Below are 14002 nucleotides of genomic sequence, written 5' to 3' on the forward strand. Positions count from 1 at the left end.
GCCCAGCCCGGCTCACGCCGGGCTTTTTCTTTGCCGGTGCCGTGCGGGGCCTGTTTCGCTCTTAGCCACCCAAGACTTGCCGCTAGCTCGCGCACGTTGAGCGCTAGTTCAGGCCCATCGTGCTGCGGAAGTCGTGGCCGAGATCGCCCCATGGTGGCTCGATCTCGACGAACTGCGTTTCGCTATCCCACGACACGTGTTGTGCGACGAACCCGCCCCACTTGCGGAGTAGAGCTGCGAGCGAATCGGCGATGGCGATCTTCTCTAAGCCCCAGAAGTAATAGAGAAGAGCATCCCCTTCGATGAGATCGACCATCATCAGGTCACCGGCGCCTGCGCGACTGAGGATCGGGAAGTGAGGGTTGTGTTCCCCGCGTGACCCTTCGATGCCGGGCAGTAGTCGATAGGAGAAGGTTGTGATCGCTTCATCGAAGGGGATCGGGTCGTAGTCAAGGAAGAAGCCGGAACGAATCCTTCCGACATCCTTCACTCCGTTGTGCCACGAAAACCAATCGACCAGCGCCGCCGGCGCGCTCCCCGTCGCTGCGAGTAGGCGTTCTCTGATCTGTGCCCTTGTGTAAATCGGGGGTTCAACTGCTTCTTCAAAGGGAATGCCCCGAGTTTTGAGTATTTCGCGGTAGGCAGCCACGGGTGAATGGTCGTTGTGGGGCATGTGATGCACGTTACCGCTGCTCTGGGCGCAGGGAGCTGATCAGCGCAGCGTTGCGCTCCTCGAGCAGCGTCTGCATGTAGCGACGCAGGAACAGCTTCTCCACGAGGCGCGCGAGCGGCCCGAAGGGAGCCGCGAAGGTGAGTCGATCCTGCATGTGGGTGCGGCCGTCGATCTCTTCGAAGAGATGCTCGTGGTGGTAGGCGGCGAAAGGGCCGCGAACTTGTTCATCCGCAAACCGGTGCGGAGCATCCACATCAAAAATTCGCACAGTCAGGCGTAGCGGCAGGCCGAAGTGTCGAGCCGACCAGGTGACGACGTCACCCTCGACGAAGTGGCCAGTGGTGCGGCCGGCGATGACCTTTTCGCGGTGGTGCGTCATCGAATCAAGGTGCAGGTTCACGCTCAGCGATAGTGCGCACACCTCAGCGATCGGGGCATCGAATACGGTATCGAGCACGATCAACTGGGTCATAAGTTGAGCATACGTTCACCAACGCAAGTCTGGCGGACGCGGTTCGCATCGCTGGTGCCGATTCAACAGATCTCGAAGGCCGCCGAGTTCTGGGAAAAAACTATCGCGCATCGGCGTGGGGCCGAGTACGATCAGCGCAGTGATTCAGCACCAACAAGGGAGTTGAAGTGAGCAGTACGTCCCGCCTTCGTCCACCGGTCTCAACGCCGATCGGCGTCCCTGTTGTTGTCTAGAAGACAGGCGCACCGCAGGGGAGTGCGGAAAGTAGGCTTCGGGGTCGCCAGTATTTCTCTAGCCATCAGCCTGAACTCCTGTGCTGAGGTGCCCCCGCAGTACGGCACTGTCATCGGGATGACGCTCCTTGAAGCCACGCCATTGCTCCCGGGGGACCTCTCCATCTACGACCTGTCGATACCGCTTCTCGATGTCGAGCCCAGCTATAACGGTGGTGAGCCTGCGGGGCGTTGGGTGATCGTGGCGCAGTGCGCTGAAATCGACGCCGGGGCACTCGGCATAGTCCCGCTCGACGCCTACGCGGGTGATATCAAAGCCACCGCCGAGCGTGAGGGGTGGAATTACGCGCTGCTGGAGTGCACTGAGTAGGCGGTGCGGGGACGGCGTCGGCTTACCGCACAATCGCGGCGGATCATTTGCATAGCCCGGCTATGTATAGTGGAGGAATGCCATCCTCACTTCTCTCCCTGCTGGGTGACCTCGTCTCGGTCAACCAGCGCCTTACCCGGTTGGCCGCGCGCGCCACCGGCAGCTCTGAATCACCCGCAGTCTGGCGCACCCTCAGCGTGCTCAACTCCGGCGGGCCCATGCGCCTCGGCGAACTTGCCGAACTCAGCCGCGTCGCACAACCGACCGCCACGAAGCTCGTCAGCAACCTCACCGAACGCGGCTGGGTCAATCGCCTCCCCGATCCGGATGACGCCCGCGCCTCCCAAATCGCCGTCACCACCGCCGGTGCCGATGCCCTCATCGCCTGGCGCGACGAACTCGCCGGAGCCATGCTCCCGCTCTTCGCCGACCTCGACACCGACGACGTGGCCGTGCTGCGCCGGGCCGTCGAAATCATCGGCCAGCGTGCGGATGCCGCAGCAGACCTCGCGCCGGGCGCCCCCGTCACCGCATCACTAGAAGGACAATCATGACCCGCACGATCGCATCGTCGACTAGCTCCGCGCACAACCCCAACGCGAGCACCACCAGCAGCATCCTGCACCAACCGCGCGCAGTTTGGGCCGTAGCCTTCGCCTCCGTGATCGCCTTCATGGGCATCGGGCTCGTTGACCCGATCCTGCCCGCCATCGCCCAAGACCTTCAGGCCACAGCAACCGAAACCGAGATGCTCTTCACGAGCTACCTGCTCATCACGGGTCTCGCCATGTTCTTCACGAGCTGGATCTCGAGCCGCATTGGCGCCAAACGTACCCTCCTCATCGGCCTCGCCCTCGTCGTGCTGTTCGCCTTCGCCGCAGGCTTGTCGGGCAACGTCGAATGGGTGATCGGCTTCCGCGCCGGCTGGGGGCTCGGTAATGCCCTCTTCATTTCGACGGCTCTCGCCACCATCGTGGGTGCGGCATCCGGAGGCACGAGCTCGGCGATCATCCTCTACGAAGCAGCCCTCGGCCTCGGCATCGCGATCGGACCACTCCTCGGCGGCCTGCTCGGCGGCATCAGCTGGCGCGGCCCGTTCTTCGGCACCGCAACCCTCATGGCCATCGGCTTCATCGGCATCGTGACCGTGATGAAAACGGATGCTGTGCGCCCCACCCCAACGCCGCTCTCAGCACCCTTCCGCGCTCTGGCCAACCCTGCCCTCGGAGTTCTCGCTGCCGCAGCACTGTTCTACAACATCGCTTTCTTCGTGCTGCTCGCCTACACGCCGTTCGCCCTGGTTCCGCTCGGCTTTGGCAGCGCCATGACTCTCGGCTTTATCTTCTTCGGCTGGGGGCTCTCGCTCGCCGTCACCTCGGTGTGGGTCGCGCCGCTGCTCACGCACCGCCTGCCGCGCACCCTCGTGCTGCGACTCGTGCTGCCCCTGCTCGCGCTCGACCTCGTAGCCGCGGCACTCTTCATCGGCTCGGGCCCCGGCCTCATCGTGTGCGTAGTCGTCGGCGGCATGCTGCTCGGAGTACTCAACACCGTGCTCACCGAATGCGTTATGGAAGCCACCGACCTGCCACGCTCGGTAGCGTCATCCGCTTACTCGGGCGTGCGCTTCCTTGGGGGAGCCATCGCCCCACCTGCTGCCACCATTCTCGCCGCCGCCATCTCACCGGCAACCCCGTTCTACGCGGCAGCGGGCTCCGTGCTCGTAGCCACTCTCATCGTGGTCCTGGGCCGCAAACGCCTACGGAAAGCGGATGGCGCAGAGATCAGCGTCACCGAAGAAGCCGAGGTCATCGCGGCTGGCGACCGCTAACGGTGCCATCCGTTTCGCGCGTGACCTCCAGAGCGCAACGAAAAGCCGCCCACTCCCAGTAACCAGCTGGAGGGTGGGCGGCTTCTTTTCGCTCGCGAGTGTGTCGGCGACTGTTCGGGTCTAGCGTCGCCGACTACTCGGGTCTAGAGGGGCTTGCGGTAGCGCAGCAGTTTGCCGATGAGCTTCTGCAGTACGGGGTAGAGCAACACGATGATCGTGAGAATCATCAGCGCGGCGCTCATCGGGCGGGTTAAGAACTGCGTAAGGTCCCACTCTGTCTTGATGACGCTCTGCATGAAGTTCTTTTCCACAATCGGTCCCAGAACCAACCCGAGCACGACCGGGGCGAGCGGGAACTTCGCTTGCTCCAGCAGATAGCCGAGGATGCCGAAGATCAGCATGATGCCCACTTCGAGTAGACCGTTGTTGATTGAGAACGAACCCACAACACAGAACGCCACGATGATGGGCATGAGCACCGAGTTCGGCACCCGCAGCAGCATTCCGCTGCCACGGATGGCGAGGTAGCCGAGCGGGATCATCAAGATATTCGCCGCAATGAATACGATGAAAATCGAGTACAACAAGGGCGCTTGGCTATCGAACAGCGACGGCCCCGGCTGTACGCCCTTGACGAGCAGCACACCGAGCAGAATGGCGGTGATCGTGTCTCCGGGGATGCCGAATACGAGTGTCGGAATATAGGCCGAGCCGACTCCGGCGTTGTTGGCAGAACTCGCACCAACAATGGGTTGGATGTGCCCCTTACCGCTGCCGAAGTTCTTGCCCTCCTTAGAGCCGTTCTTGGTGACCGCGTAGGCAACCCACGCAGCGATGTCTCCGCCGGCGCCCGGCAACGTGCCGATCGCGCTGCCGATGACGTTGCCACCGACTGCTGTCTTCTTGTAGTTCCAGAGAGTGCTTGCGGCGTTGCGCAGCAAGCCCTTCGACTCGATCCGAATCGGTAGCGCTGCTGGGGGAGGGCTGATGACGTTGCGCAGCACCTGCGACAAGCCGAACAGACCGATCATTGCCGGGATGAAGTTGATGCCACCCAGCAAGTCGCTGCTGCCGAACGTGAAGCGGGGAAAACCCACCGAGATATCAAGACCAATGGTCGACACGAAGAGCCCGATGAGCAGCGCGATGGTGCCCTTGACTTGAGAACCGCGAGAAATAATGACCGCGGCCGTCAGGCCCAGAATTGCGACCCAGAAGTACTCGTATGACGTGAAGAGCAGCGCCACCTTGGCTAGTTGTGGTGCAGCGAAAATCAGCACCAACCCACCGAAGATTCCACCGGTCGCCGACGCCAGCAGGCCGACTCCGAGCGCGAGGGCGCCCCGGCCGTTCTGGGTCAAGCGGTAGGAATCTTCGACGTAGGCGGCGCTGGCCGGTGTGCCCGGCATCCGCACCAAGGCCGACGGGATATCACCCGCGAAGATCGCCATCACCGACATCGTGATGATCGACGCAATGGCGGGAAGCGGGTCGAGGAAGAACGCGAAGGGAACGAGAAGCGCGGCGGCCAGCGTGGCGGTGAGGCCAGGAATGGAACCAATGAAGATGCCGTAGACGCCTGCGGCGAGCACGACGAGGAGCAGTTCCCAGCTCGCCACCATGCTGAGCGCTTGGGAGAGATTGTCGATCATGTTCTAACCCCAGAATCCAAGAGGAAGCGGCACGAGAAGTACCTTATTGAAGATCAGCCAGACCACGAGCGTGGTGAGCACGCCGGCTGTGATGGCGACCCACCACTTCGTGCCGAGTCGGAAAATCAGGCCGACCGTCATCACACTGACAGTCGTGAGAAAACCGAGGAAGTCGACGGCGAGGAGATAGAAGATGACCGCACCGATGATGAGCCCGGCATTGATCCACCTGCTCCAGACGACAGCTTCGCCCTTTTCTTTCGCTGGTCGAACCGTCTTGCGGGCTGTGAACCATCGCCCCAGAAGCAGCAGCCCCATGAGGATCATGAGCCCGCCAATGATGCCGGGGAAGAGCGAGGGGCCGAGCTCTCCGCTCGGCAGTGTGGGGTAATCGCGAACGGCGAGAAGGATGGCCGAGCCGAAAACAACTACGACCACGCCACTGGCGAGATCGTAGTTGTTTTCGGACTTGTCCACCGACTCCTCTACCTCCGGAGCGGTGTCGAAAGTCATCCGGTCAGTCCTGCTGCTTCCATGATGGTTCCCTTGGCCTTGTCTTCGTTGACGATAAACTCAGTAAACGCGGCTGTGTCCTTGCCGTCAACGCCGAATCCGGCAGTCGTCATGAATTCGACGTACTCGTCGCTCGCCACGATGTCGGCAACTTGGCATTCGAGTTCAGCAACGATGTCTTCGTCCATTCCAGCGGGGCCAGAAACGCCGCGCCAGGAACCCATGGAGAAGTCGATTCCGACCTCCTTCAGGGTCGGAACGTCGGGGTAGTTCGGGTCGCGCTCTTCACCCATGATGGCGAGCGGGCGAGCTTCGCCGGCACCGATCATGGTGGCGTTCTCAGCGAGGCTGGCGAAAGTGACATCAATACCGCCAGCAGCGAGCTCTTGAAGGGCGGGAGCAGAACCAGCGCTCGGTACCCAACGGATGTCATTGACATCCATGCCGGCCTCAAGCAACATTCCGGCGCGAGCCAGGTCCCAAATTCCACCAATTGCTGTGCCCGAACCGACGATGTCGCCGGGGTTAGCGCGGGCGTCATCCAAGAGATCTTCGATCGTGTCCCACGGTGCATCCGCAGCGACCGTGATTCCCGAAGGATCAGAGTTGACCTGGGCGATGGGAGTGATGTCTTCGTAGGAGAGATCGGTGAGACCCTGCCAGTGCATCATGGTGATTTCTACCGTGGTCATACCGATAACAGAGCCGTCAGCTTTGCCGTTGGCTATGGCAGTGTGGCCGATAACGCCGCCGCCACCGTCACGGTTGACGACGTTGACCTGGGTACCGAGTCGGTCAGCCAACTGGATGCCGACGAAGCGAGAAACGCTGTCGGTGCCTCCACCGGCAGCCCAGGGAACGATGAATTCGATCGCACCGCTGGGGTAGGTCGAGGAGAAGTCGCAGGAATCGCCTGAACTGCCAGCGGCAGAGTCCGTAGACGAATCGGATCCAGACGCGCAACCGCTGAGTACGAGGCCTGCAGAAACTGCAAGCGCGAGTCCAGAAATCCTCACGCGACGGGACGGCTTGTGCAAGAGCCCGCTAGAGGAGATTTTTGACATCGACATTGATATCCAACCAATCATTGTTGTTAATTCACGTTCATGCTTGTGAACGCCGAAGATATCACAATTGTTCGGGCGCTGTCTTTAGCGCGGCGAAAACTTTCCGGAATTGAGCTGCTCCGAGAGTGCCGCGGCGAGTTCACATCTGTAAACTCCGGGTTATGCAACACCAGACAACGGCGTCACCCGCCCACTCCGTCAAGTCGGCCGATCGCGCGCTAGCAATCGTCGATCTTGTCGCTGCCAAGGGCTACGTAAGTTTTATCGAGATCGTGACGGCACTCGGCCTGCCACGATCGAGCGCGCACGGCTTGCTCAATACCCTGCACTCGGCGGGCTGGCTCGAACACGACCAGTCGACACGACAGTATTCGCTCGGCTTGAGGGCCTGGCACGTGGGCCAGTTGTACACGGGGCACAACCAGATCGCTAACGCGGCGAGGCCCGTTCTTGATGAGCTGGCGACCAAACTGGGGGAGACCGTTCAGCTGGCTCGCCTCGATGGTTCAGCGAATGCTTACTTCGCAATCAGCCAGCATTCTGTTGAAGGAATGCGGTTTGGGTCCTCGGTGGGGATGCGGCTGCCGGCGCACGCCACGGCACCCGGAACCGCGCTGCTGAGTAATCTCGATGCTGCCGATGTCAAGCGCCGGTTGGATGACTCGCCCTCGCCGCTCTTGGTGAATAAGGCTCCGGTTGAAGCATCCGCGCTTCGGGAGCGGGTTGCCGAAGTGAAGCTGCGGGGGTACGCGCTGGACAACCAGACTTACCTTGCGGGTTCCCGGAGCGTTGCGGTGCCGCTCACGAGCGCTACCGGCGGAATCAATACCGCGATCTCGATCACGATGTCTGCTTCTCGAACAAGCGATGTGTGGCCCACGGATGTGCTGCGCGCGTTGGTGGCAGCAGCGAGCGAAGTGCGGCTGCGGCTCGGCGCACGCGAGCCCGGGATTGTTGTTCCCGATTTGGGATGATCCCTCTGCGCTAACCTTCGCGGTGGTTTGATATCTTGGTATACCAGTATGGTTAACCCTGATGTCGGCCTAATGGAGGGTTTTGAGAATGCACACCAATTCAGCGAATCGCAGTGAGATCGATGAGCAAGCGGCGGCGCACCTCGCCCCGCTCAGCCCCGAAGCGACCCTCGCGCTCAGTCGAGTGAGCACCGCAACGATCACCACTCAGCTGATGTCTCGTGGGCTGCGCAACACCTACCTTGAGGGGCTCGAATTCTCGAACCCCGAGCGCCAGCGTCTGCTCGGAGAAGCCTTCACGATGCGGTGCATCCCCGCCAGAGAAGACATCGATGTGCCGTCGATCTTTCAGGACTACGACCATCCGCAACGGATCGGTGTCGAGTCGGTCGAACCCGGGCAAGTGCTCGTCATCGACGCGCGCGGCAAGAAGCGGGCGGCATCCATTGGGCACATTCTCGCGACGCGCTTGAAGATGCGGGGAGCAAGCGGAATCGTCAGCGACGGCTCGTTCCGCGACATGGTCGGTTTCGAAGAACTAGACCTGCCGACGTTCTCTGCCGGAGCATCGCCGACAACCAACCTGGCGCAGCACCACGTTGTGGACTTTCAGATCCCGATCGCGTGCGCTGAAGTCGCTATTTACCCGGGCGACATCATGGTGGGCGATCGCGATGGAGTGGTCTGCATCCCGCGTCACCTCGCCGAGTCTGTGGCGCATGACGCTCTCGAACAGGAAGAGCTCGAAGAATTCATCCTGTCGAAAGTTGAAGCGGGAAGCCCGCTGCGGGGAACATATCCACCCAACGAAGAACTGCTGAAGAGCTACAGCGAACTGCTGCCCAACTGATCGTGAGTCCGCTACAGCCCGAGCTCACGCTTGGTTACACGCTCGATGGAGGCACCAATGTGTTCTTTCATCAGACGCGCTGCCGTCGTGGCATCCCCGCTGCTCGCTGCAGCGTAGATGGCTTCGTGCTCGCTCGCTTCAATCTCGCGTCGCGGCCAGTTCTCCCAGAGCACTCCAGCAACGGCCAACGCCGTGAGATCCTGCAAACGGTCGAGCGAATTGACGATGAACTCGTTCTCGCTATTGGCATACATTCCGCGATGAAAGCGACGGTTCGCGAGCGCGGTCGCCGCGTTGTCGTTGGCGGCGGCGAAGATGCGAGCGTCAGCCAGCGCCTGACCAGCGACAGTGAACTCACGACCGCTTCGTGCGGCATCCATAATGGCCCACGGTTCGAGCAAGACACGCTCTTCATAAATGTGGCGGATGTCGGTGAACCCCAGTCGTCGAACCGAAATGCGGCGGGCCTGAACATCCAGCAGTCCCGATCGCTCGAGCACAATCAGCGCTTCACGCACGGGAGTTTTCGAGACCCCCAACTGCTCGGCAATCTTTCGCTCGACAAGAACCTGACCCGGTTCCAAGGCTCCAGAAACGATCGCCGACCGCAGTGCATCGATGATCTGATCCGTGCGCGTGGGAGTGTCCGCCTGCGGCGGCAGCGGGGACGGAAAAGTGGCGTCGAGCGACTGGGTCATGGAGGTCAGCCTAAACGACCACACGCTCTGCCTCGCAAATGCGACACCAGAACGGCCGCGCACCTCACACCCCACCGCCCCTCATCCTTGGGAGAATCATGCTGACAACGACCAACCCCGCAACCGGGATTACGAACGAAACCGACATTGAACAGACGTCACCGGCAGAGACCGCCGCGCGGGCGGCATCCGCGCAGCTAGCGTTTGACACGGTGCGGGGGAGCACTCGTGACTGGCGGGCCGGGCTGTTGGAGGCACTCGCCGACGGTTTAGAACATCACCGCCCAGCGCTCGTCGCCACAGCCAATGACGAAACCGGTCTCGGCGAGGCGCGGTTGAATGGTGAACTCAATCGCTCGCAATTTCAGTTTCGACTGTTTGCTGACGCTCTTCGTGAAGGCAGCTACCTTGAGGCCACAATCGACCACGCCGGGGAAACCCCGCTAGGGGCTGCGCCAGAGCTGCGCCGGATGCTGCTGCCCATTGGGCCAGTAGCGGTCTTCGGATCGAGCAACTTTCCGTTCGCGTTCTCTGTTGTGGGCGGTGACACCGCATCGGCGCTCGCGGCGGGCAACAGCGTCGTCATCAAGGCGCACAGTTCGCATCCGCTCACCTCGCAGTTGTCGTTCAGCGCGCTCGCTGACGCGGCTTCGGCCTACGGTGCTCCGGAGGGCATCCTTGGCATTGTGTATGGCACCGAGTCGGGGCGTGTTCTCGTGGCCGACCCGCACATCGCTGCCGTCGGATTCACCGGATCGCTCGGAGCCGGAGAAGCGCTGCTGGCAATCATCAGCACGCGCCCCAACCCGATTCCGTTCTACGGAGAGCTCAGCAGCCTGAACCCGCTTATCGTGACGCGGGCGGCAGCAGCCGAGCGCACGACGCAGATCGCCGAAGGGCTGTTCGGATCCTTCACCCTGGGGGCCGGTCAGTTCTGCACCAAGCCGGGCGTCGCCTTCGTGCCGCGGGGGGCGAGCGGAGACGCGATCCTCGAAGATCTGCGAGCGCGCACCGCAGCGGCTGGTGGAATGGTGCTGCTCAACGAACGCATTTCGCATTCGCTGACCGACATCCTCGGAAGAATCACGAATGATGGTGGCGCGAACGTACTCGCGGTCGGCTCGTTGGCTGGCGCGGGCATCCTGGCGGCGCCGACGCTGCTGGAGATCGATGCTGCAGACTTCACTGAAGCAACCGCCGAGGAAGCCTTCGGGCCCGTGCTCGTTGTCGCTCGCTTCGACTCGCTTGAGCAGATCTTCCATGCCGTCGATGCCATGCCCGGTTCGCTCACCGCCACAATTCATCACGGCGATGATGAACCGGATGCCGTACGCCAACTTTCTGAGCGGATTGCGCCGACAGTCGGTCGACTCGTTTTCAACGGCTTTCCTACCGGAGTGCGAGTGTCGTGGGCGCAACACCACGGTGGAAATTGGCCGTCGACAAACTCCCAACACAGCTCGGTCGGTGTCAGCGCTATCCGTCGTTTTCTCCGCCCGATCGCTTTTCAGGATGCGCCGGCAGCGGTGCTCCCCGAAGAGTTGCGGGAGGAGTTCTCCTCAATCCCGCGCCGTATTGATGGTGTGCTCGTTCTTCCCGCCCGTGCTGCGACCAGCAAAAAGGTGATCGTGTAGCCTCGACTCGTTGGTATACCAAGCCTGACCATCCCCGATTTTTAGTACCTGTTTTTCATCGCTCAACCAGAAAGAGGCATCATGCAGCTCAACCTCACCGGACGCAAAGCCCTAGTCACCGGCGCAGGACAAGGAATTGGCGCGGCAATCGCGCTCGGTCTCGCCCAAGCCGGCGCCGACGTTGTCGTGCACTATGCGAATAGCAAGGATGCCGCTGCCGACGTCGTGGCCCAGATCGTCGCCCTCGGCCGCGCTTCGGTCGCGGTGCAAGGTGACCTCACCGACTCTGCCCAGGCAACAGCCGTCGTGGATGCCGCTGCGGAATCGCTTGGCGGTCTCGACATCATCGTCAACAATGCGGGAAACCTCGTGGGGCGTCACACGATCGCCGAGATGAGTGATGAGCACTGGCACCAGGTGATGGATGTCAACGCCACGAGCGGGTTCTTTGTTTCTCGGGCTGCGATCCCATATCTGACGCAGTCGAGTGCCGGCCGCGTCATTATGATGTCGTCGCTTGCCTCCGAAAATGGTGGCGGCGCCGGTGCTGTTGCCTACGCGACCGCGAAGTCTGCGATCGTCGGCTTCACGCGAGGTCTCGCCAAGGAGCTTGCTCCGTCGAACATCACCGTCAATGCTCTCGCGCCCGGGTTCATCGGTGACACCCCGTTCCACAACAACTTCACGCCCAGCAGTGCGCAGCCCGGAATCATCGCCGGGGTGCCGTTGGGGCGCGCGGGAACCGTGGAAGACGTCGCTGGCGTCACTGCCTTCCTGGCCTCTGACCTGTCGTCGTACGTGACGGGGCAGGTTCTCGACATTAACGGTGGGTTGAACTTCCGCTAGCCAGCAATTCCGCTTCCGCTCACGAGAGCGCTATCCCTTGAGGGGGATGACCGCGATCTTGCCCTTAGCGCCCGCCACCACGAGAACGTTGCTGGCCTCGATTCCGTCGAGGGCGGCAACGATTTCGGCGATGCCGGGCTCAAGCGGCGAGGCCGTTGCGCGCTGAAGAACCGTCACGCGGGCTCCGGTTGCGGCACGCACGGCATCCACAAGCTCGGCGTCGTCGTGGGAGGCCACGAGCGTGACGTGACCGATGCGACGAACGACTTCTTCAGTGACGCTGGAGGCGCGGTCTCGTTGCCAAATCGCGAAATGGTAGGCCGCAACCAGAAGGGTGGCGGTGAGCAACCCGAGGGCCTGGCGTGAACGCTCAACAAAGCTTTCACCGCTGCCACCATCGAGCAAGAACGAGAACAGCTGAAAGCCGATCACAAGCAACGTGATGAGTGCCACGAGTGCGCTGAGGCCAAAAATGATCACGAGATAGATGCGTCGACCGGGGGTCGCCACGCGCTCAGGGTTCGAGGCCTGCCGAGGAAGCCAAGCCCTCCACCAGAAGACGCCGCCCACGAGCAGAGCGCTGAGCCCACCCAACAACAGGCTGCGGATGTTGCCCTCAAGAAGCGAGTTGCTGGTTGTTGCGAGCAACGCATTTACTGTCACGCCCACACCCGTCGCGGCTACCGCGAGGGAAACTCCAGCGCTAGCAAAGCTGACCGCGGAGCGCACGCCACGGGAGCGTGCCCACACAGTGGGAGCGTGATAAATGAAGACAATCACGCCCACCGCGGCAGCCGAAAACGCGCTTCCTAGCGGATCTAGCGTTACCGAGAGCGGTTCCGGCAGTCGCGCGAGCAGCGACAGAATCACCCACACGACAACGGCGGTGCCCACGACGTAGGCCGCAATCGAGGCGATGCCCGAAATGAACACCAGCAAGACGTTGGCGAAGCCGTGCAATTGCGATTGCACGCCGGCGCGGAACCAATGCCACCACCACAACAGTGCGCCGCCGGCCGCCCAGACGAGCGCCTGCAGCACGAGCTGCCACAGCGGGGCAGTCACGATAACGCCGCCCGCCAAGGCATCAAGCGCACCGTCAATGATGCGCGCGAGAGCTACTGCCAGTCCGCCAGCAAGATAGAGCAGTCCCAGCAGCGACGCGATTGCCGGCGCCGCACCGGCGAGGCGGGTAGGCGCTTTGAGTGGATGCCGCCACATCCAGTAGTGCCAGGCCCACACCAAAGTCCACACAATTCCCACCGCGAGGCCGGAGGGCCGCCAGCCGTTGACGATCGCATCGGATGCCCAGGAGAACAGCGAAATCGTGGCGACCAAGAGCGCGACCGTTGACATCACGACGAGATATACCGGCCAGAGAATGGATGCGCGATCTCGAGCCATTGCCGAATCGCGCCACGTCAACCACCAGAGTCCTGCCGCGAGAGGTCCAGCGACGAGGGCGGAGGCGAGTGATGTCGCCAAGCCGTAGTTATCGAAGCTCACCTCGACGCGTCCAACGCCGAACAGTCGGTCGAGCAGGCCACTAAGTCCGCTCGCCGCAATAATGACCGTGGCCGCTAACAACCCGTAGGTGATCACTCGGCGCACAGTTTGCACGCCACCGACCGCTGGCGTCACTGCCGCTGAGGATGGGGGAGTTGTTGTGCGTGAGGTGGTCATTCGCCGAGTCCTTGGTTGTAGCAGAGGGTGAGGTCCCACGGGGCCGACTCAATCCGCCATGAGCGGTCTTCGAGAACGAGGGTGAACACTTCTTCTGACACATAGCCGGAGCCGCCGAAATCGCCGCTTCCGCGTTCCATCGACACCCGCACCACGGCGGTGTCGTCGTTGATGGTTGACGAGATGACGGTCATCCTCAGGCCCTGAAAGGTGCTCGGATCGGCGGAGTCGCAATTCTCACGCAGCTCGGCGGACAACAGGTCGCGCGCCGTCGCGTAGTCGCTATCGACAATCGCGAGCGAATAGGACTGCACAACGCCTTCGGGCGTTGCAGGATCGAGCACCGTTGGGCCGCCGCGGGTGAACACCACCACGAGCGCAATCACCACGATTGCGGCGATGACGGAAAGGATCACTATGAGCGTGCGATCGGGGCGTGCCGTGGTTGGTTCCATGACGCCATCTTCGTCCATCTCGGCCTGCAAGGCTAGCCGTAAATTCACCAGCGC

At 62.0% G+C, this 14002-nt stretch carries 15 protein-coding genes; 7 read left to right on the plus strand and 8 right to left on the minus strand.

What is annotated here, in order from left to right:
• Positions 1-103: 103 nt before the first annotated feature.
• Both I6E60_RS05660 and I6E60_RS05665 read right to left on the minus strand, forming a co-directional pair.
• Positions 104-673, minus strand: a complete 570-nt coding sequence (locus I6E60_RS05660) for a hypothetical protein (RefSeq protein ID WP_197179239.1) — start codon at positions 671-673, stop codon at positions 104-106.
• A 10-nt stretch (positions 674-683) separates the two neighbouring features.
• A complete protein-coding gene (locus I6E60_RS05665) occupies positions 684-1145 on the minus strand; it encodes an SRPBCC family protein (protein ID WP_197123752.1) in 462 nt (153 codons plus the stop codon).
• Positions 1146-1400: 255 nt separating this feature from the next.
• Here I6E60_RS05665 and I6E60_RS05670 point away from each other — a divergent pair, with 255 nt between their 5' ends.
• The 3 genes from I6E60_RS05670 (at position 1401) to I6E60_RS05680 (ending at position 3576) form a co-directional block, all read left to right on the plus strand.
• Positions 1401-1748, plus strand: a complete 348-nt coding sequence (locus I6E60_RS05670) for a hypothetical protein (RefSeq protein WP_197179241.1) — start codon at positions 1401-1403, stop codon at positions 1746-1748.
• Positions 1749-1825: 77 nt separating this feature from the next.
• Positions 1826-2302 carry a MarR family winged helix-turn-helix transcriptional regulator gene (locus I6E60_RS05675; protein WP_197179250.1) on the plus strand — a complete coding sequence of 159 codons (477 nt, stop codon included), beginning with the start codon at positions 1826-1828 and terminating at the stop codon, positions 2300-2302.
• A complete protein-coding gene (locus I6E60_RS05680) occupies positions 2299-3576 on the plus strand; it encodes an MFS transporter (RefSeq protein ID WP_197179252.1) in 1278 nt (425 codons plus the stop codon). Before I6E60_RS05675 ends, I6E60_RS05680 begins: the two co-directional genes overlap by 4 nt.
• A 143-nt stretch (positions 3577-3719) precedes the next feature.
• Here I6E60_RS05680 and I6E60_RS05685 read toward each other — a convergent pair whose 3' ends face one another.
• From I6E60_RS05685 to I6E60_RS05695, 3 genes are read right to left on the minus strand one after another with little or no spacing between them, the layout of a single operon-like run.
• A complete protein-coding gene (locus tag I6E60_RS05685; RefSeq protein WP_197123844.1) occupies positions 3720-5228 on the minus strand; it encodes a tripartite tricarboxylate transporter permease in 1509 nt (502 codons plus the stop codon).
• A gap of 3 nt (positions 5229-5231) precedes the next feature.
• A complete protein-coding gene (locus tag I6E60_RS05690; protein ID WP_197123846.1) occupies positions 5232-5741 on the minus strand; it encodes a tripartite tricarboxylate transporter TctB family protein in 510 nt (169 codons plus the stop codon).
• Complete coding sequence (locus I6E60_RS05695) at positions 5738-6811, minus strand: tripartite tricarboxylate transporter substrate binding protein (RefSeq protein ID WP_197179254.1); 1074 nt, start codon at positions 6809-6811, stop codon at positions 5738-5740. The genes I6E60_RS05690 and I6E60_RS05695 overlap by 4 nt, the downstream gene beginning before the upstream one ends.
• A 158-nt stretch (positions 6812-6969) precedes the next feature.
• Here I6E60_RS05695 and I6E60_RS05700 point away from each other — a divergent pair, with 158 nt between their 5' ends.
• Positions 6970-7782 carry an IclR family transcriptional regulator gene (locus tag I6E60_RS05700; protein WP_197123850.1) on the plus strand — a complete coding sequence of 271 codons (813 nt, stop codon included), beginning with the start codon at positions 6970-6972 and terminating at the stop codon, positions 7780-7782.
• A gap of 88 nt (positions 7783-7870) precedes the next feature.
• Positions 7871-8632, plus strand: a complete 762-nt coding sequence (locus I6E60_RS05705; protein WP_197106122.1) for a ribonuclease activity regulator RraA — start codon at positions 7871-7873, stop codon at positions 8630-8632.
• Positions 8633-8643: 11 nt separating this feature from the next.
• Here the strand turns inward: I6E60_RS05705 and I6E60_RS05710 are convergent, their stop codons facing one another.
• Entirely contained in the window at positions 8644-9330 is a 687-nt protein-coding gene (locus I6E60_RS05710; protein WP_197106121.1) for a GntR family transcriptional regulator, read from the minus strand.
• A 98-nt stretch (positions 9331-9428) separates the two neighbouring features.
• Here I6E60_RS05710 and I6E60_RS05715 point away from each other — a divergent pair, with 98 nt between their 5' ends.
• Positions 9429-10964 (plus strand): aldehyde dehydrogenase (NADP(+)), encoded by a 1536-nt coding sequence (locus I6E60_RS05715; RefSeq protein ID WP_197179256.1) that lies wholly within the window; start codon positions 9429-9431, stop codon positions 10962-10964.
• Positions 10965-11045: 81 nt separating this feature from the next.
• Entirely contained in the window at positions 11046-11810 is a 765-nt protein-coding gene (locus I6E60_RS05720; RefSeq protein WP_197123854.1) for an SDR family NAD(P)-dependent oxidoreductase, read from the plus strand.
• A 30-nt stretch (positions 11811-11840) separates the two neighbouring features.
• Here the strand turns inward: I6E60_RS05720 and I6E60_RS05725 are convergent, their stop codons facing one another.
• Complete coding sequence (locus I6E60_RS05725; RefSeq protein ID WP_197179258.1) at positions 11841-13493, minus strand: DUF5671 domain-containing protein; 1653 nt, start codon at positions 13491-13493, stop codon at positions 11841-11843.
• A complete protein-coding gene (locus I6E60_RS05730; RefSeq protein ID WP_197123858.1) occupies positions 13490-13948 on the minus strand; it encodes a hypothetical protein in 459 nt (152 codons plus the stop codon). The genes I6E60_RS05725 and I6E60_RS05730 overlap by 4 nt, the downstream gene beginning before the upstream one ends.
• Positions 13949-14002 lie beyond the last annotated feature (54 nt).

It is taken from the genome of Salinibacterium sp. SWN167, from assembly GCF_015864665.1.
In the GTDB taxonomy this organism is placed as follows: Bacteria; Actinomycetota; Actinomycetes; order Actinomycetales; family Microbacteriaceae; genus Rhodoglobus.

Coding starts and splice junctions, on each gene's coding strand:
- I6E60_RS05660 (WP_197179239.1), bottom strand. CDS start 673: ATGCCCCACAACGACCATTCACCCGTGGCTGCCTACCGCGAAATACTC.
- I6E60_RS05665 (WP_197123752.1), bottom strand. CDS start 1,145: ATGACCCAGTTGATCGTGCTCGATACCGTATTCGATGCCCCGATCGCT.
- I6E60_RS05675 (WP_197179250.1), top strand. CDS start 1,826: ATGCCATCCTCACTTCTCTCCCTGCTGGGTGACCTCGTCTCGGTCAAC.
- I6E60_RS05680 (WP_197179252.1), top strand. CDS start 2,299: ATGACCCGCACGATCGCATCGTCGACTAGCTCCGCGCACAACCCCAAC.
- I6E60_RS05685 (WP_197123844.1), bottom strand. CDS start 5,228: ATGATCGACAATCTCTCCCAAGCGCTCAGCATGGTGGCGAGCTGGGAA.
- I6E60_RS05690 (WP_197123846.1), bottom strand. CDS start 5,741: ATGACTTTCGACACCGCTCCGGAGGTAGAGGAGTCGGTGGACAAGTCC.
- I6E60_RS05695 (WP_197179254.1), bottom strand. CDS start 6,811: ATGTCGATGTCAAAAATCTCCTCTAGCGGGCTCTTGCACAAGCCGTCC.
- I6E60_RS05700 (WP_197123850.1), top strand. CDS start 6,970: ATGCAACACCAGACAACGGCGTCACCCGCCCACTCCGTCAAGTCGGCC.
- I6E60_RS05705 (WP_197106122.1), top strand. CDS start 7,871: ATGCACACCAATTCAGCGAATCGCAGTGAGATCGATGAGCAAGCGGCG.
- I6E60_RS05710 (WP_197106121.1), bottom strand. CDS start 9,330: ATGACCCAGTCGCTCGACGCCACTTTTCCGTCCCCGCTGCCGCCGCAG.
- I6E60_RS05715 (WP_197179256.1), top strand. CDS start 9,429: ATGCTGACAACGACCAACCCCGCAACCGGGATTACGAACGAAACCGAC.
- I6E60_RS05720 (WP_197123854.1), top strand. CDS start 11,046: ATGCAGCTCAACCTCACCGGACGCAAAGCCCTAGTCACCGGCGCAGGA.
- I6E60_RS05725 (WP_197179258.1), bottom strand. CDS start 13,493: ATGACCACCTCACGCACAACAACTCCCCCATCCTCAGCGGCAGTGACG.
- I6E60_RS05730 (WP_197123858.1), bottom strand. CDS start 13,948: ATGGAACCAACCACGGCACGCCCCGATCGCACGCTCATAGTGATCCTT.